21 protein-coding genes and 2 pseudogenes are annotated in these 16,384 nt (G+C 62.6%); 9 read left to right on the top strand and 14 right to left on the bottom strand.

The window, feature by feature from the left end; all coding sequences use genetic code 11:
* Nucleotides 1-126: 126 nt before the first annotated feature.
* From LT988_RS00205 to LT988_RS00195, 3 genes are read left to right on the top strand one after another with little or no spacing between them, the layout of a single operon-like run.
* Entirely contained in the window at nucleotides 127-477 is a 351-nt protein-coding gene (locus LT988_RS00205; RefSeq protein WP_232408272.1) for a hypothetical protein, read from the top strand.
* A gap of 5 nt (nucleotides 478-482) precedes the next feature.
* Entirely contained in the window at nucleotides 483-992 is a 510-nt protein-coding gene (locus LT988_RS00200) for an FKBP-type peptidyl-prolyl cis-trans isomerase (RefSeq protein ID WP_232408271.1), read from the top strand.
* Nucleotides 993-1,044: 52 nt separating this feature from the next.
* Nucleotides 1,045-1,365, top strand: coding sequence for a hypothetical protein (locus LT988_RS00195; RefSeq protein ID WP_232408270.1), 321 nt, complete (start codon nucleotides 1,045-1,047; stop codon nucleotides 1,363-1,365).
* A 1,019-nt stretch (nucleotides 1,366-2,384) separates the two neighbouring features.
* Here LT988_RS00195 and LT988_RS00190 read toward each other — a convergent pair.
* The 3 genes from LT988_RS00190 to LT988_RS00180 form a co-directional block, all read right to left on the bottom strand.
* The gene (locus tag LT988_RS00190; RefSeq protein ID WP_232408269.1) at nucleotides 2,385-2,894 is read right to left on the bottom strand and encodes an FKBP-type peptidyl-prolyl cis-trans isomerase; all 510 of its coding nucleotides are present in this window, start codon (nucleotides 2,892-2,894) and stop codon (nucleotides 2,385-2,387) included.
* Nucleotides 2,895-3,749: 855 nt separating this feature from the next.
* Nucleotides 3,750-4,334 (bottom strand): FlhC family transcriptional regulator, encoded by a 585-nt coding sequence (locus LT988_RS00185; protein WP_232408268.1) that lies wholly within the window; start codon nucleotides 4,332-4,334, stop codon nucleotides 3,750-3,752.
* Nucleotides 4,331-4,687 carry a flagellar transcriptional regulator FlhD gene (locus LT988_RS00180; protein ID WP_232408267.1) on the bottom strand — a complete coding sequence of 119 codons (357 nt, stop codon included), beginning with the start codon at nucleotides 4,685-4,687 and terminating at the stop codon, nucleotides 4,331-4,333. Before LT988_RS00180 ends, LT988_RS00185 begins: the two co-directional genes overlap by 4 nt.
* 136 nt (nucleotides 4,688-4,823) lie before the next feature.
* On the opposite strand from LT988_RS00180, the gene LT988_RS00175 reads away from it, so the two are divergent.
* The 6 genes and pseudogenes from LT988_RS00175 (at nucleotide 4,824) to LT988_RS00150 (ending at nucleotide 8,142) form a co-directional block, all read left to right on the top strand.
* The gene (locus LT988_RS00175; protein WP_332460509.1) at nucleotides 4,824-5,294 is read left to right on the top strand and encodes a helix-turn-helix domain-containing protein; all 471 of its coding nucleotides are present in this window, start codon (nucleotides 4,824-4,826) and stop codon (nucleotides 5,292-5,294) included.
* A gap of 152 nt (nucleotides 5,295-5,446) precedes the next feature.
* On the top strand, nucleotides 5,447-5,848 hold the full coding sequence (locus LT988_RS00170) for a hypothetical protein (protein WP_232408265.1): 402 nt from the start codon (nucleotides 5,447-5,449) through the stop codon (nucleotides 5,846-5,848).
* A gap of 524 nt (nucleotides 5,849-6,372) precedes the next feature.
* Nucleotides 6,373-6,597 (top strand): helix-turn-helix domain-containing protein, encoded by a 225-nt coding sequence (locus tag LT988_RS00165; protein WP_232408264.1) that lies wholly within the window; start codon nucleotides 6,373-6,375, stop codon nucleotides 6,595-6,597.
* Nucleotides 6,594-6,761: pseudogene (locus tag LT988_RS00160) on the top strand (helix-turn-helix domain-containing protein); the annotation flags it as partial. The gene LT988_RS00165 and the pseudogene LT988_RS00160, both read left to right, overlap by 4 nt.
* Nucleotides 6,762-7,103: 342 nt before the next feature.
* Nucleotides 7,104-7,478 (top strand): DnaT-like ssDNA-binding domain-containing protein, encoded by a 375-nt coding sequence (locus LT988_RS00155; protein ID WP_232410655.1) that lies wholly within the window; start codon nucleotides 7,104-7,106, stop codon nucleotides 7,476-7,478.
* On the top strand, nucleotides 7,384-8,142 hold the full coding sequence (locus tag LT988_RS00150; RefSeq protein WP_232408263.1) for an ATP-binding protein: 759 nt from the start codon (nucleotides 7,384-7,386) through the stop codon (nucleotides 8,140-8,142). Before LT988_RS00155 ends, LT988_RS00150 begins: the two co-directional genes overlap by 95 nt.
* Nucleotides 8,143-8,803: 661 nt before the next feature.
* On the opposite strand, the gene LT988_RS25185 is transcribed toward LT988_RS00150, so the two are convergent.
* The 11 genes and pseudogenes from LT988_RS25185 to LT988_RS00100 form a co-directional block, all read right to left on the bottom strand.
* The gene (locus LT988_RS25185) at nucleotides 8,804-8,926 is read right to left on the bottom strand and encodes a hypothetical protein (RefSeq protein ID WP_269752162.1); all 123 of its coding nucleotides are present in this window, start codon (nucleotides 8,924-8,926) and stop codon (nucleotides 8,804-8,806) included.
* Nucleotides 8,927-8,931: 5 nt separating this feature from the next.
* Complete coding sequence (locus LT988_RS00140) at nucleotides 8,932-9,780, bottom strand: DnaJ C-terminal domain-containing protein (protein ID WP_232408262.1); 849 nt, start codon at nucleotides 9,778-9,780, stop codon at nucleotides 8,932-8,934.
* 27 nt (nucleotides 9,781-9,807) lie between these two features.
* Nucleotides 9,808-10,509, bottom strand: a complete 702-nt coding sequence (locus tag LT988_RS00135; protein ID WP_232408261.1) for a VIT1/CCC1 transporter family protein — start codon at nucleotides 10,507-10,509, stop codon at nucleotides 9,808-9,810.
* A 10-nt stretch (nucleotides 10,510-10,519) separates the two neighbouring features.
* Entirely contained in the window at nucleotides 10,520-11,071 is a 552-nt protein-coding gene (locus LT988_RS00130; protein WP_232408260.1) for an NADPH-dependent FMN reductase, read from the bottom strand.
* A gap of 41 nt (nucleotides 11,072-11,112) precedes the next feature.
* A complete protein-coding gene (locus LT988_RS00125) occupies nucleotides 11,113-11,577 on the bottom strand; it encodes an oleate hydratase (RefSeq protein WP_232408259.1) in 465 nt (154 codons plus the stop codon).
* A 12-nt stretch (nucleotides 11,578-11,589) separates the two neighbouring features.
* A pseudogene (locus tag LT988_RS25445) lies at nucleotides 11,590-11,678 on the bottom strand (oleate hydratase); the annotation flags it as partial.
* 137 nt (nucleotides 11,679-11,815) lie between these two features.
* Nucleotides 11,816-12,415 carry a histidine phosphatase family protein gene (locus LT988_RS00120; protein WP_232408258.1) on the bottom strand — a complete coding sequence of 200 codons (600 nt, stop codon included), beginning with the start codon at nucleotides 12,413-12,415 and terminating at the stop codon, nucleotides 11,816-11,818.
* Between the two features lie 800 nt (nucleotides 12,416-13,215).
* The gene (locus LT988_RS00115) at nucleotides 13,216-13,581 is read right to left on the bottom strand and encodes a DUF5335 family protein (protein ID WP_232408257.1); all 366 of its coding nucleotides are present in this window, start codon (nucleotides 13,579-13,581) and stop codon (nucleotides 13,216-13,218) included.
* Nucleotides 13,582-13,655: 74 nt separating this feature from the next.
* Nucleotides 13,656-13,841, bottom strand: coding sequence for an Hsp20/alpha crystallin family protein (locus LT988_RS00110; protein ID WP_232408256.1), 186 nt, complete (start codon nucleotides 13,839-13,841; stop codon nucleotides 13,656-13,658).
* Nucleotides 13,842-14,125: 284 nt separating this feature from the next.
* Nucleotides 14,126-14,977, bottom strand: coding sequence for a damage-control phosphatase ARMT1 family protein (locus LT988_RS00105; protein WP_232408255.1), 852 nt, complete (start codon nucleotides 14,975-14,977; stop codon nucleotides 14,126-14,128).
* Between the two features lie 281 nt (nucleotides 14,978-15,258).
* On the bottom strand, nucleotides 15,259-16,383 hold the full coding sequence (locus LT988_RS00100; protein WP_232408254.1) for an ABC transporter permease: 1,125 nt from the start codon (nucleotides 16,381-16,383) through the stop codon (nucleotides 15,259-15,261).
* Nucleotide 16,384: the final 1 nt, after the last annotated feature.

Below are 16,384 nucleotides of genomic sequence, written 5' to 3'. Positions count from 1 at the left end.
TGTAGAGTTTTCACGTAACACGCCTGGCGATGATCGAATGAGTTTGATCGCTGTGAAGCCGGCGGGTTGAGCTTGAGCTTGAGTTCGGAACGAGATTGCCAAGCCGCACACCGATAGCGATGTGAAATGAATATTAACGATAAGTCTGACGAGGAAATTCTTGAGATTGCTCATCCGCTGTGGGACGAGTTGATTCAATTCTCCAACAAAGGTCAATACGGAAAGTTTATCAGGAAGTTCTCGTATGAGCTGCTGCTCGGTTTAAACGAGGTTGAGCTTGGTAAGCAGTTTGCTCACAGCGAGCTGTCCCGAAACCTGGTTGAAGAGCGAGACTTTCTCGGTCTCATTCGGCGTGGCGAGCATGTCACCTGTCTCTATCGCGTGCGAAGTACGACGAAGGATGGGGAGTGGTTGGGAAGAATGGTTCTCGGCTATGAGAAAGGCGAGATCCGTATTTTCGCCGTGTCGATTTTCTGAGCGTCATGACAGACACCATCGAGCATAACAAGTACGTCGAGCTCAAGTACCGCGTTGTCGATGCCAAGACCGGACATGTGTTGACGGCTGTCGATTTTCCGCTGGGCTACGTCCACGGCGTCAACGACGTCCTGTCGCCTCAAGTGATGGCCGAACTTGAGGGCAGAGCAGTCGGAGATACGCTGTCGGTTGAGCTGGACTGCAACACGTTGTTTGGTCCCCGGGATGAGTCTCTCGTGGTCACTGATTACATCGAGAACGTTCCGGAAGAGTACCGCGAGGTCGGTACCACGATCCTGATGGAGAACGAGCAGGGGGAGACGAAGACCTTCCTGGTCACCAGGGTCGACGACAGAACGTTGACCATCGACGGGAACAACCCCTTGTGTGGACGACAGGTCGTGTTTGAGCTTGAGGTATTGAACGTTCGAGATGCGACGGATGCAGAGATCGCAGCCGGTGGTAAGGTCGAGAGGCCGCCTGTGCTTACGGGTGTAAAGACCGTACCCCTCTAGCGAATGATCGAAGAAAGGCGTGAGCTAGGGCTTCCGCTAAGGGAAAAAGAGAATGCAGCTTAATCTCGATCCGACTCTATTCGATGAATATCAGTTTATTCTAGTCCGCGAGCTTGTGCAGAGTATCAGGGTCAAGCTTCAGGAAGCTGGCTTGAGTGGTGAAAAGCTCGAAGAAGCGACAGCAAGTATCGCATTCAGTGTTGCCAGTACGATCGATGATACGGCGGCAATCGAGATCGACGGCAAGGAAGCACACCCCTACCTGACATTTCGCACGTCGGATGAAGAGTTAACTCACTGCGGCGAGAACTCCTACACGCATGAGTTCGTGTACGAGGCCCTGCAAATCCTGTCGAAGAGATCATCCGAATGATCACAGTTGGGTTGGGTGTGTATTTCGAGTCGGCTGAAAGGCGTGGGTCGACGCGACCGCTGCCCGCCAGACCATTCGATTCTTCGGCAGTGAATTTTGATATTTCATACCCTGGCCGGCGCCCGCAGCATTGTCGGTGCGCTACGTTCAGTCCACAGTGGCATGTCTAGAAAAGGTGACCTATGAGCGAGCAATCTAAGAGCAGACCAAAAGTTCCGGAAGGCAAAGTGCGTTTCCATAAGACCAAGCAGATGGAGCCCAATGAGAAGGGTTTCGTCGGATATCAGACGATCTGGGAATCTTTCCAAAAAGAGGTCACCTACAAGACCCCGAAGCGGCCCTAATCTCCGGTGAGGCCGGAGGCGTGACTTCTGCCGTGGCCTCACTCGATTCGCGAATATCAAACGGCTGAGCGAGTGCGGGACTTAGGCGATTGCCGGAGACTTTCGTACCAGATGATGCAGGATTGGCGTTCGCATTCAAGGAAGGCTGGCGGGAGCATAGCAGGCTATGTGACCGCCAGCCCGACACCGAAGGCGGGCGTCAAGACAAGTCAGATGGTATAAAAGTTGACAGAGATCGCCTTAGGTCCGGAAATGGACCGTGTGCTGGTATGTGCAGTAGACGGAATCGAGAGGTCCAGCGGTTTGCTCGCCACCCGCCGGTTGACGGCCGTAGCAATCTTGGCGTCAACCGCGCCTAGAGTCGGTTTGGCGCCGATACCTGCGCGGGTCACGCCCGTCGAGAAGCCGGCAGGTCTCGACATGGCGCGGTGTATCCGATGAGGTGGCTGTGTGGGCGAGAGGGTTCACCGGCGGTTGTTCGATATTCATTGAGGACTGATCGTGAGTGATCGCCGCAGTCCTAGGTGCGAAAATCTGAACCTCCCAAAATCTGAACACTGAGGCTAGGAATCACCGAAGGGGCGCCCGGGTGTAACGGTCCTTCGTCCGCTGGTGCAACGGATGACGTCCATGCCATTTTTTTGCGGTGGAGGACGCCTTGCCGCTCTGATCGTTTTAGCCGCTCGGTGACGTCGCGGGGTCAGTTTCCACTCGACCGCCGTACTCTTTTTCGTCGGCAGTTGCATCCCGAACCAAAAGCACCTTCACCTGGTAGATCACCTCCCTGCCACAGAGCGGGTTGTTGCCATCAAAAGTGATCTTGTCTCCTTCAATCTTGGTCACCAGAAAACTTTTCATTTCACCGAGATTGTTCTCCATCAGGATCCGCGTGCCGACCTGGCGATACTCCCGCGGCACAAGCGCCACCTTTTCGGTGACCACGAGTGACTCGTCTCTCGGACCGTACAACTCAGTGCAGTCGACAAGCAGGTCGACCCGCTGACCTTGCGTCTTCCCTGCAAGCTCGCGAGTGATCGTCGGAGCCATGATCTCATTCACCCCGTGAACGTAGTTGAGCGGGCGGGAAACTTCGGTCAGAACGTCACCGGTCGTGCTGTCTCGCACGAGGTAGGTCAGCTCAACATACTTGCCGTCGGTAATGGTGTTTGTGTTGTTTTCGGTCATCGTGAAGCTTCCATCGGCTTTTTCGGGTTCCGAGGGTCGGGTTTCATGCGACCTGCCGCGGGACCGTCTTCCCGCCGCGGGTTGCAGACGACCGACCGCTGGGTGGGAATCGCTGCGTCTTGCTGTGAGTCGTTGAGAGGCGTCGGTCTGCTCAGCGCGTCTGCCTGAATGCGAAGAGCGCGTCAGGTTGAAAAGAATGACACCGGAAGGTGGAGTCAACCCCTGACCGGGGCAAGGGGCGCCCGGCCGGAATGGGTGATCCAAGGCCTCAATAGAGTTGGTGCGCGAGGGGGGGCTCGAACCCCCACGGATTGCTCCGCTGGAACCTAAATCCAACGCACACCTTTTTGTCCATTTAATGTCAATACCTTAGCGCATACTGCCCCGCGCTATAGTGACTCGACGGGACGTGTCGTGACGGTCGATGCCTGCGTTGCGTCACGTTCTCGTCACGCTGTTGCGGCTGCGAATACCCAACCGGATCGGGATAATCCTATCTTACTCGGGCCCGATTTCGATAGCATTCTGACGCTCAGCTTGAGAAAGGACAAACCGTTTCCCTGCGCTGGTTCGTTGCAGTTGGCCGCGCGGCCGAGGAGGTTTGAATCGGACGACGGTGTCCAAGTGCTCGGCTGCGTCGCGTGTTCGCAATCCTTTGCGATCAAGGTTTCCGCGTTGAGGGCAGCGCTTGGATTGCACCACCGTATGACGGAGGGCACTTCCAGTTGCGGACGAGATCAAGGGAACCCGGAATTCTGTTCGAAACCCGGAAACGGTCCCGGATAAGACTGATCGAGGTGAGCGGATTGTGGTCAGCGAATCGTAGCGAAACGACCGGCCCGTCAACCGCGCGTTTTACGCTCGGGTTTGGATACGTTGCTCGGACGTCGAGGAGGCGAGGGGCTTCGGCGGTGCGTCCTCCTTGCGATCACGCACTGTCCGAGACACCTTCAACGCACAGATCGGGCAATCCACGGCCCGGCGCGAGAACGCCCCTGCCAAGTAGGGGATCGCGCAGCGCTCACAGTTGCGGAAGAGCACGAGCCCCGTGGTGAGGTCGCGGGCAATCACCCAGCCATGATTGATGTCGATGGGTGGGCCGAGCGTGTCGGATCCCGTCAACCCCGCCATCTGCTCCAGATAGAGACGGTGCCCCGTCAGCAGCGCCTCGATGTCGATGCATCGCTGAACCGCCGCCCCGCCGAAGGCGCGATACAGGCCTGTAAACAACGATGCGTTGGCCTGCCGACGCGTCGTGCCGAGCAGACTGCCGGTGCTTGGCAATTGACCGGGCAAAGGCTTGCACCCGTGGATCTCATGGTGCAGTTCGCGCAACACAGCCGGGCGCAGACCGCTGATCCGGCCCACAAGCGAGGTGCGCATGCCGCGTCGGATCAGGGCGATCGCCAGCTGGGTCCTGGCGTGATGCTGAAGTCTCATGGCTGCGCGACCTCCTCGGCGGCGAGCAGAATGGCCTGCAGCCCCAACCCGAGTGCGGATGGGCCGGTCGTCCGAAGACGTTCCTGCAGCCAGCGCAAACGAAAACGCGGTCGAAACAAGAGCACGCCCGAAGCGGCCAGTTCGCGCAGCATCGCGAGCGAGGCATGACGCAGGATGTCCAGCACTTCACGGTCGAGACCATAGACCAAGACAGCCTTTTCGGCGTCCGAACGCGCCATCTCGCGTGCGCCGAGCAGCCACATCAGATTCAGGGTATCGACCTCGCAATCGAGGTGGGGCGCAGGGTTGGGCCGGTCCGGTCCCACGCCGGCGGCCGAGGGTATGTCCGTCATCTTCGTTCTCACGGCAGAAAAACAAGTTGGCGGTGCTATAAGCGTTCTGATAAAGCGAAATTGTCAAACTAAAAAGGGTATTCTGCGCTCTTGTGACGCACTATAAAGCGATTTCTCGGCATTCGACTCGGATGGTATGACCATGGTGAATGGCATTCAAGATTCTGATTCAAAACAAGAAGTTTTCTGGGATAGCGCCGAATTCGCCACGCGCCTGGCGCGGGCGAAGGGCGTGCTGTCCACGAATGCGTTCGCGCAGAAGTGCGGGATTTCCGAGAGTATCTTCCGCAAGTACCTCGCGGGCGCGAGCGTTCCCGGGGCGGACAAACTGGTCGATATCGCCCGCGTGGCCGGTGTGTCCCTGCTCTGGCTGGCGACCGGGCAGGGGCGCGCCGAGGACGGCACGGACGCGATGGTCCGGGGTCCGGTCGACGTGGATCTGTTGGAAACCCTGCTCGAGTCGGTCGAAGGCGGACTCGAGGAGATCGGCGCGACCTTGACGCCGGGGAAGAAGGCCAAGCTGGTCGCGGCGCTTTACAGCCTCTATCGCAGCAGCGAAGACGTCCGCAAGGCGCCGGTGTTGGAGCTCGTCAGGCTGGCGAGCTGAGCGTGACCGAGTGCACGGTTCCGCGAGTCCGACCCGGAATGACGGTCGCTCGACGCGTTTTTGCGTTGACCCGGTCGATGCCTCGGGCGACGATCCGACGCGCTCGACACGACATAAAGACTTTGGATCACGAAACAGCGGAGGTTTTTTCGATGATCGACAACAGTGATGAAATCCGTTCGACAATTCGCGGGATCATGGGCGACAGCGTGCCTAAGCCGAAGCCGTCGGAGGCGGCGATGCCGTCGTTGAGCATCGATATCGGCGGCATCAATCTCAAGAATCACAACGCGTTCGAACGCGCACATCCCGATCATGGAATAGAGCTTCCAGCGATGGCGGCTGCGCCGACGGCGGCTCAGCACTGCCACCGACAGCACCGCAGCATTCTGCGGGTGCTCGGAACTATGCTGCTGTTCGCCGCGATCGCCCCGCTCTACCTGGTGGAGTTCCTGTCGGACATGCCCGACAACATCATTCTGACCATCGGATTCGTGGCGCTGCTCGTGAGTATGATCAGTTTTACGATCGCGACGATGCTCGAACCGTCCTGATCCGAGGGCGGCCGCTCGTCCGCGAGCGGCCATGCCTCTTCGGGAACACACCGGCCGCTGCCGATGCGTCCCGGTCGTGACGACGGCACCGGCGCTGCCCCGTTCGCCCTCGGGAGGGCACACCTGCCGGGGAATGTGCCGGCGATCGGTCCGTCGGTTTATGCGGTGACGATGGGCCGGCGGCAAACGACAAGTCCATGCCGGCCGTCAACGCCCTATTCCTTTCCGTGTGTTTGGACGCCGGGCCACCCCGGCCGGGCGCGCTGCGCCCGTCGCTCCCGATGGCCGATAAAAAACCCTAAAACCCGCGAAAGGCGTCGAAAAACGTCATCTTGAGCGGCTTCTCTGCGCACGCGATTGGCCTACCATCTGTTCGGCGTTCGAGGACGCTTTCCGCAACGGCCTAGGCTTCGGCCGCGCTGCCGGCGGGACGATCTCGAGCGCGTTCCATGTCGGCGGCGGCAGCGTCATCGTCTGCCCGGCCAGCCGGCCCGGATATCACAGACAGCGATTCGGAGCCCGGAATGAACAACACCATCGGAGGAAACCTCCGTCACCTGCGCAGGCGATCCGGTCGTACTCAAGCCGAGGTGGCCAAGCGCGCCGGGGCCTCGCAAGCCTGGATCTGCCGCATCGAGACCGGCGACGCCAACCCGACCCTCGCCAGCTTGCGCCGCATCGCCCGCGCTCTGGATGTCGAGGTGGTGGATTTGCTGCAACGCCCCCCCGAGCAGGGGCGCCCGACATGAGCCGAGCGACACGCGATTGGGCGTGGAGCCGGCGGGGACTGACGCTCGCTCAACGGCTGGTGCTGCTCGCGCTGGCCGAGTATGCCGACGAACGAGGCGAGCAGTGTTTCCCCTCCCTCGGACTCCTGGAACGGATGACGGAGCTCAGCCGTCGCGGCATCACCAAGGCCCTGGGCGGGCTCGACGGCACCTTGATCGAGCGTGAGAAAGGCGGACCCGGACGAGCGACTCACTACCGGCTTCTGCTGTGCGCCTCGCAGAAAGATCAAGGGTGCCAAAGGAATCGGGAACTCCTGTCTCCAGGCGAGGGCAGGGCGCTGGTTTCCATGAGGCACCCTGTGCACCGGGTTGGGGAGCCCGGTGCCCTATCCGGGAGGGGGGAACAACATGTCATAGGGAACACTGTGCCCATGGGTAGGGCAACCGGCTCTGTCGGTCGAGAACCGGCTTCCTTTTTGATCGGGAACACAGTGCCTCCGAACCGGGATAAGAGCCGTCATAGAACCGTGAGTGAGCCGTCATTGCTCCAGAGCGACGATGCTTCCGCACCGGTAGGCCCAGGCATCCGCGCGAGAGGGCGCACACCCATCCCGCCCGACTGGCAGCCCAGTCAACGGGTCTTCGACTGGGCCGCCAAGCACGACATGACCCGCACCTGGGCCGCGGCTCAGGTCGACGAGTTCGTCGTCTACTGGACCGACACCGGCACACGACGCGACAGCTGGGACGCGACCTTCATCAACCGACTGCGGACCCTGCAGGCAAGCGACGCGACGAGGCAAGACCATGAGCCGGAGCCCAGATTGGCCGACAAGGACTACAGCGTCGGGGCCACCCCCCTCGATCAGATCCCTTGGCTCATCCCCGATCCTCTCGGCTGAGGATCTGGCCGCTGTCGGTCGAGCCGAGGTCAACCGACTCGCCGCCGAACGGCTCCGAGCGGCCCAGGCACACCTCGAGCGGGCCGTCGGGAGCTGCGGGATTCCGCGCCGCTTCCTGGACCGGACCTTCGACGGCTACGTGGCGCACACGCGGGCACAGCGAGAGGCCCTGGCGGTGTGTCGCGGCTACGCGCAACGCTTCGAGGCGCTCAGACAGCGGGGCAGCTCGCTGCTGCTGGTCGGCGGTCCCGGGACCGGCAAGACCCATCTCGCCTGCGCGATCCTCACCGAGGTGATCCGCACCGGCCGCACGGGGCTCCTGATGTCCATCTCCGGGGCGCTGCGGATGCTGCGCGACGCCTACTCGCCGGTCGCCAAGCGCTCGGAGATCGAGAGCTTCGCACTGCTCACGACCCCGGACCTGCTCGTGCTCGACGAAGTCGGTGTGGCGATCGGCACCGACGCCAAGCGCCGTGCCATGCTTTTCGACGTGCTCAATGCCCGCTACGGGGAGATGCGCCCCACCATCCTGATCGGCAACCTGACCGCCGCCGAGATGGAGACCTATCTCGGCGAGCGCATCATGGACCGGTTGCTGGAGATCGGTTCCCCCATCGTGTCATTCACCTGGCCGAGTTACCGACGAGGCGGGGGCGTCGTTTGATGCGGTCCGCCATCGGGGGCTTTCGGCACGCCCAGCGCTTCGGTCGGCGCAGAGTCCCTTTGAGTCGTCGGACCAAGAGGGTAGGAAACGGTCGCTGGAGCGAAAAAGACACGGCGTACCCCGGACTTCGGACATGGGTACCTCCCGGGCTAGACCGGTCCGCGACACGGCAGGTGAACGGCCGCACGCAATGGGCGCGTCGATGCACCGTGACAACAGACGCCAGAACCGGAACGGACCCTGGAACTGCGCTCGCGATCCATTGCATCATCGTATCGGAGATCGACGGCGCACAGGTCGTTCGGAGCGCCCTCAGCCCGGTCCCTCCGCATCGATCGGAGGGCGGGTTACCTCGGCAACGGCTCGCCGCTCACGATCACTCCAGCAGATCGCACACGCGCGCGTCCATCCAGCGGCGGCTTGCGGGGTCGACGATGACGGGTGCGGCCGGGATGGTACCGTCTCAAGCCGATCTCGAAACCGCGCGGATGGCCCGACTTGATTTCGGTCTTTCCGCGTTCCCGCACCCAGAACCGGAACGGCCAACTCATCGCGGTCATCGTCTCCGGCTACGATGGTGATAGGGGCGCCGGGCTGAGCGGGATCAGAGAGGTCTGGGAGATCATTATCGCGCAGTCGCTCGACACCGCTGGGCGGTCGGTCATGCCTGTGCCGCCAGTTGATCGACGTCAGTCCGGCAAGCCCGGGTCAACTCGACCAACGAGAACTGGACCTCCTCCTCGACAATGACGCACTGCGTCACGGGCCTGTTGATCGTGTTCATCGGCATCAAGCCTCCAAGGCGGATCGCGGTTGGAAGTTACCGAACGCCTCGGCCATCCGGCGGTAGGCATCCTGCGCCGTCGGCGTGTCGGCCGGCGGCAAGCGGATCGACAGGACCGCATAGAGATCGCCGGGGGGAACACTGGGAAGCCCCCGGCCTTTGAGTCGCAGCTTGCGGCCCGGCGACGAGCCGGGCGGAACCGTCAGTTGAACGCTGCCATCAGGGGTCTTGACGGTGACGCCGGCGCCGAGGGCCGCTTCCCAAGGCGCGACCGGCAGATCGAGGTAGACATCGCGGCCATTCACACGGAAATCCGGGTGCGGCGCGAACGCGATCTCAAGGTAGAGGTCACCCGCCGGCGCGTCACCCTGTCCCGGACCGCCCTGGCCGGCGAGTCGCAAGTGTTGTCCATCGCGGATGCTCTTGGGGATGTTCACCTCCAAGTGTCGCTCCTCGATGATCGGGCGTCTGCTCGCATCGATCCGCGGGACGCGCAGCGAGATGCTGCGGCGGCCTCCGCGATAGGCGTCTTGAAGGTCGATCTGCACCTTGGCGTGATGGTCCTCACCTGCCCGCTGGCCCCGCCCATGCGAGCCACGCGCGCCGGCAGTGCGGTGCCCGAAGAGCGATTCGAAGAAGTCGCTGTGATTGAAGTCGTGGCTGTCGCCTTCGGCGCCGCCACTGAACTCGAAGCCGCTAGTCCATTCCGGCGGCGGATTGAAGTCCTGGCCGTGCTTGAAGCGATTCCCGACATCGTCGTAGGCCGCCCGCTTCTCGACGTCTTTCAGGGCTTCGTACGCCTCGGCTATCTCCTTATCGACGCGCGATTGCTCGCAGGAATCCTGGTAAATCAATCCGGTTTCCGGTGTGAAGGCAAGAGATCAAACAGCGCCACCGAACACGGCACCCACCCCGGCCGTGATGGCCATCGCCAGCGCACCCCAGAAGGTAACCCGCCAGGCGCCGATCAACATGTTGGCACCGCCAACTCGCGCGGCGATGGCGCCCAAGAAGGCCAGCGAGGCGAGAGAGGCACCCGACACCCAAGTAATCAGGGCCTGCTCAGGGGCCAAGGCCGTGACGGCCAGCGGCAGCGCCGCACCGACCGCGAAGCTGGCGGCCGACGCCAAGGCGGCCTGAATCGGCCGTGCGCTGAGGGTTGCGGAGATGCCGAGCTCGTCGCGTGCATGGGCACCGAGGGCGTCGTGGGCCATCAGTTGCGTCGCCACTTGTCCTGCAAGGTCCGGCTCAAGCCCGCGGGCGACATAGATGGCAGCGAGCTCGCGGCGCTCCGCAGGCGGATTCTGTTCGAGCTCGGTGCGCTCGCGCGCCAGGTCGGCCTTCTCGGTATCGGCCTGCGAGTGGACCGAAACATACTCGCCGGCGGCCATCGACATGGCGCCGGCCACCAGGCCCGCGACCCCGGTCAGCAGAAGATTGCCGTGACTGGCACCGGCCGCCGCGACGCCGAGCACAAGACTGGCGGTCGAGACGATGCCGTCGTTCGCGCCGAGCACAGCGGCGCGCAGCCAGCCGATACGGTCGGTGCGGTGGTGTTCGGTGTGGCGTCGCAACCCTCTCATGGTGTCGCGATCAGGCCGCGTGCCTGGCGACCCAGGCGACATAACGGTCCATCCAGCCCTGCAGGAAACCCTGGCTGTTCGCGCCAATGTTGCCGGCCTCATCAAACAACCCTTCCTTGGCCTGGATGAAGGCTTCCGGTTGGCCCAGGGTCGGGACGTCCAGGTACGCGAGAATGTTGCGCAGGTGCTGTTGCGCCAGGGCCGTGCCGATGGCGCCGACCGAAACGCCCAGCACCCCGGCGGGCTTACCTGCCCAGGCGTTCTGACCATAGGGGCGCGAGGCATGATCGATCGCGTTCTTGAGCACGCCTGGGATCGAACGGTTGTATTCGGGCGTGACGAACAACAGGCCCTGAGTCGCCGCGATGTCGGCCTTCAGTCGCCTGACGGACGCGGCCGGGCACGCGTCGTCGTCCTGGTTGTAGAGCGGCAGGTCGCCGATCGGCACCTGGCTGAACGAGAACGCCGGGGGCGCCAGTGTCGCTATGGCCTCGGCCAGCTTGCGATTGAAGGAATCGCGGCGAAGGCTGCCGACAATGACGGCAATCCGGAAGTGATTCATGAAGGCTTCCTTTGACAGTGACAGATGCGTTGCAGTCTCACTTAAACGACTTGATCAGGGCCTCGAATTGCGCATGAAAAGAGGCCGCGTATGGCGTCACGGGCGGGGATCTTGCCGTCGATACCCAGCAACACATAGACGGCCATCTTTGCGGCACGCACCGAATACTCGACGGTAAAGACCACCTCATCGGGAATCTCGACGAATTGGCTGATGAACGCGAAATTCTTCGAAGTGGGCGGCACCGGCAGTGGTCGATCGCCGCGTTGGCGGGGCATGAACATACTGGTGAGATAAGGCATTCGGCAGGGAATACACTTGGCGGATGCCACCGTCTCCGGATCGAAGCGCAGGTGGACGCAGAGCTCCTGCAGAATCTCCGCGCCGTTGCAGTCGGCCATGGCCTTGGGGACAAAATCGCCAACGCGGTCCGGAAACAGCCCGCAACCCCAGAACAGGTGCACGTCGGTCGGCTGATTCGGGACGTGGGGTTGATAGGCCAGCACCCGGCCGGGGCAGCTCCCGCGCCATCCAGACTCCCACCCAGGACGGATGCGGCCTCGAAGATCGTGATGTTCTCGCCCGTCAGATGAGCGTCGCGGATCATGAACGCGCCGGGGAACCGATTCCCCCACCCACGAGATAGGCATTCGATGTCGTGCGCATGTGATCTGGCTCCTCGACAGCATTGGGTCATGGGCGCCACGCAAGCGCTTGAGGGCATGTCGTGTCCCGGTTGGACGTTCACTGCTCGCGCAATCGAATCGCGTCCGAGCATCTCTCGTTCCACAGCTCGATCGTTCGCCGATCCGGGTGGTGTGCGTCGAAGCCAAGCAGGCTGACCGACGCCGGGTGTAGGGTGAAATGCTGGCCTTCAACCAGCGCAAGCCCGATCCAGCGCGCCGCGAGGGCTGCGCCGAACTGACCATGCGAGAAGACCGCGAGCGTGCCGTGCATCTTGCTCAGCCGCGCGATGACCCGGTCGGCTCGGGCGCTGACATCGGCCGGCAATTCGCCGCCCGGGCAACCGTCGCGCCAGATGTTCCAGCCTGGGACATCGTTGCGGATGTCCGCGGAGCGCCGGCCCTCGTAGTCGCCGTAATCCCATTCCGACAGATCCGGCTCGATCTCGCTCGCATCACCGAAACCGGCCAGTTCACAGGTCTGGCGCGCACGCCGGCGGGGGCTGACCAGGACATGGGTAAAGTCCATGAGGCGCAAGCGTGGCGCGAGCGCACGCGCCTCATCCTCGCCGTGCGGCGTCAAGGCGAGGTCGGTCAACCCGGTGTGCTGGCCGGTGAGCGACCAGGCGGTTTCACCATGGCGGACAAGGCAGACCTTCATGCCGGGAGTCCCGCGGCATCCATTGCGCGCGCGTGACGGCCCTGTGTTGCGGAACCGTTGCGGCGCTTCCAAGGCGGCAAGGACGGCTGCGCCGCGATGCGGTTCGCATCGTCGCCGGCGCAGCACTTCAACGCCGGCTGCTGCCGGGACTCTACTGCCTGAGTGATAACAAGGTCGCCTATACGGCGATTGCAGGTCATGTCGGTTCTCCAGTCGATCGCACTACAGCCTCGCCGCGTTGCCGAATCGGTCCGCACCGGCAAGCGCTGATCGAGTCGCCGGAAACCGGGTAGCGACCCCGTTCCAAGCGTCCGGCTCCTTTTTCAACCAACCTTGAGACTAGCCGCGTGACGACGGGCGGTCTGTACGGCAGCACACACTCCCTCACTTGGCATCCGAACACGATGCTGGCCACTGCCGCCGAGCTCCTGAGGCGCGGCGAAGGACGAGAAGGCCACGGCCACCACCGGCAGCTGCCGCCAGGTCTCTGTGATCCTGCCTCGGGCCTTGCACAGGCGCAGAAGCCAGGTACCCGTGAGGGTCAGCGGGATGCCCACGGCAAGTCCAATGCCGATCGCCTCGGCAAAGAACCCGATGGAAAACCTGGGCCGGTCGTGCCCGGCGCCCGTGGCCAGGGCCAGCACGGCGAGTAGGGATGATTCCGGCGCCCGGCATCAGGGGCGCAACCGTTGTTGGCGATGGCGTGGTCGCCGCGCACCGCCTCGCCGGATCAATCAGGATCGCCCGGAATCGAATCACTGGGTCGAACCCGATGATTCCGTGCGCACGCTGCCTATCCCTCAGAAAAAGTTCAGCTTCGTGCGCGCGCCGTTCCGATCCAGGATCTCCAGCGAGTCCAGACGTCCGTCCGGGGCCAAGTTCGCCGTCAGCTCCACGGGCGCCTCGACGGCGTGCTCGTAAGACACTTCATTCTCTCCCGCCGAGATGACTATCGCGTCGCCCTTGTTTAGCGGTTCATATTCCACCGACAGGAAGGGCGCATCGCTCAAGTTGACGAACACCGGCGCCAGCTCTCCGGTTGTCTCGGGACATTCCGATGACTGGCCGACGACGTCCAAGGACACATGTCTGCCACGGTATTTTGCCGTGACCCAATCGAGATAGTCTGACCACAGCTCTTGGCTGATGCGTTCGCGCGTGTTCAAGTCTGATCCTCCTTACGAATATGCCCGGTGCACCGCGCTCCGGGCCCGTCCCGCCGGGATCGGCCCGGACCCGGTCACTCGGCCTTGACCTCGATCTTCTTCGCCTTGCTCTCGGCGGTCTTGGCGATGCTGAGCTTCAGCACCCCGTGATTGAAGGATGCGTCGACCTTCTCCGCATCGGCGTTCGACGGCAACAGGAAGGTGCGCAGGAATCTGCCGTAGGTGCATTCGCCCAGTGATCCGAGCTTCTCTCGTTCCACAGCTCGATCGTTCGCCGATCCGGGTGGTGGGCGTCGCAGCCAAGCAGGCTGACCGACGCCGGGTGCAGGGTGAAATGCTGGCCTTCAACCAGCGCCAGCCGGTTGTCGGTCGATTCGGCAAGCTGCATGTACAACTGAATAGCTTCATATTCCGCGGCAATCACGAAGCGAATGGCTCTCACGAGTTCCGTCTCCGTGAGTCGTTGTTTAGCCAACCCGGAGAATGGTGATCCGAATTCTGGCATGTCTCTGTCTCCGGTCTTCAGTAAGTGGTCGTTGACCTATTAGCTCATCCCCACCGGCGCCTTCAGCACCACGCTGCCGATCGGAACACCCAGATCGTCGGCAATGACCGGACACTTGGCCTGGAGGAGAAAGAATACCGGCGCCCGGGTCTCACTCAGTGTCTCGTAGTTTGCCTGGCCTTTGGCAATGATCAGCGGCGCTTGCGCAAACTGCTCGCGAAACGCGGGGGAGCAGTGTTCCAGCAGGGTGCCAGGGGCATCAGAACCGTTGTCAATGATGGTACTGACCGCATCCAGACCCGCGGCCAGAGCGTCCTCCCGGATCGCATCGTTGATGACCGCTCCCCCCTTGACCACGTAGGTCACTGGCAGGGCGATGGTCTCGATCAGGACGCGCTCTAAGACCGTTTCACCGGCGTTGTCGGCCAGGTAGAGGATGGTGTCGACCTCGCTCAGCGCCTGGCGCAACCGCGCCATGCCGTCGATGGCAAAGGGCTGTTCGAGCACCCGCGCCAACGTCGATTGCAGTTCGTATTCTTCCGCCGCGCCATCATCGATGATGTTGCCGGCGATGGCGATGCGCACGGCGGTCTCCAGCGGGTCCGGGGCGGTGCGCACACGCTCGCGCAATGCGGGGAGCAGTGTCATTGCTTGCACCGTGGCGTCCCGCTTGCTTTGACCATAAGGGTCGGGCGTGTCGGTCAGGCGCCGGACCATCCGGTGGATACGCTCCGCCATCACGGGTGGCGCTGCGTCCGCCGGCAGGGCGCGGAGCTGGTCCATGGTTTCCAGCAGGATGTGTCGCTGCAGTTCCACCGAGGCGTGGGCGCGGCGAGCCGCGCTCAATGCCTGGCGCAGGAAACAAGGATAGCAGTCGAGGTATGTCTTCACAGCGCAGTACGATAGTTCATGGTCAGTCCTCCAGTCGATCACACTACAGCGTCGCCTCGCTGCCGAATCGGTCCGCACCGGCAAGCGCTGATCGAGTCGCTGGAAACCGAGCAGCGATCCCGGTTCGAAGCGTCCGACTCCTTCTTCAACCCACTGCGAGACTAGCCGCGTGACGACGGGCGGTCTGTACGGCAGCACACACTCCCTCAATTGGCATCCAGGCCTGCCGCACCCGCGGGCGCCAGACGATGGCGTGCAGACCCTTGAGCATCAGGTCCACATCACGCCATCTGGCTGATGGTCCTGCGGAAGCGATTGAGCGCGATGGTAAAGAGCACCGCGCCGATCAGGAGCAATGTGAGGAACTGCGGCCAGACGACCGACAGGCCGGCGCCGCGGAACAAGATGGCCTGGCTGCTGGCGACGAAGTGGGTGGTGGGGGCGGCGAGCATCAGGTTCTGCACCAACTCCGGCATGCTTTCGCGCGGGGTCGAGTTGCCCGAGAGCAACTGCAGCGGCAGCAGGATCAGCACAGCGAGCATGCCGAACTGCGGCATCGAGCGCGCCAGCGTGGCCATGAAGATGGCCATTGAGGTGGTGGCGAAGAGATGCAGTGCGGCGGCGACCAGGAACAGTGCCAGCGAGCCCGCGATCGGCACCCGCAGGATGCCCTGCACGACGAACACCAGGGCAATGGACGCGGCCAGCAGTACCACCAGGCCCATCGACCAGACTTTGGACAGCATGATCTCGGCGGGCGTCACCGGCATGGCCAGCAGATGATCGATAGTGCCATGCTCGCGCTCGCGGATGAGTGCCGCGCCGGTCAGGATGACCGACAGCATGGTGACGTTGTTGATGATCTCCATCAGGGCGCCGAACCAGGACTGCTCCAGGTTGGGATTAAAGCGTGCGCGCAGGGCCAGCTCCACCGGCCATTCGGGGCTGGCGCGGTAACGCTGGACGAATTCGTTGACCTCGCCCAACACCATCTGCTGCACATAGCTGCTGCCGGTAAAGGCCTGGCTCATGCGCGTGGCATCGACGTTGAGCTGGATCGCTGGCGAGCGGCCGGCCAGCACATCGCGCTGAAAGTCCGGTGGAATGTCCAGCACGAAGGTGTAGTCCCCGGCATCCATGCCCCTATCGATGCGGTCCAGCGGGATCATCGCCGGGGGATTAAAGCGCGGCGGATAGAAGGCGGTGGCGATTCGGATCGAGAGCGGCGAGGCATCCTCATCGACAATCGCGATCGGCGCCTTGTGCAAGGTCTCCGGCATCGCCGTTGCCGCGACATAGATCGACACCGTGAAGGTGTAGGCAATCAACACCAGCATCATCGGGTCGCGCGCCAGGCTCCACAGCTCCTTGATGCCCAGCCGGTAAATCGTCGCGACATGCGACATG

The organism is Thiocapsa bogorovii (assembly GCF_021228795.1).
Classification (GTDB): domain Bacteria; phylum Pseudomonadota; class Gammaproteobacteria; order Chromatiales; family Chromatiaceae; genus Thiocapsa; species Thiocapsa bogorovii.
The sequence above is the reverse complement of the archived record's forward strand: the minus strand, read 5'-3'. Positions and strand labels throughout refer to the sequence as shown.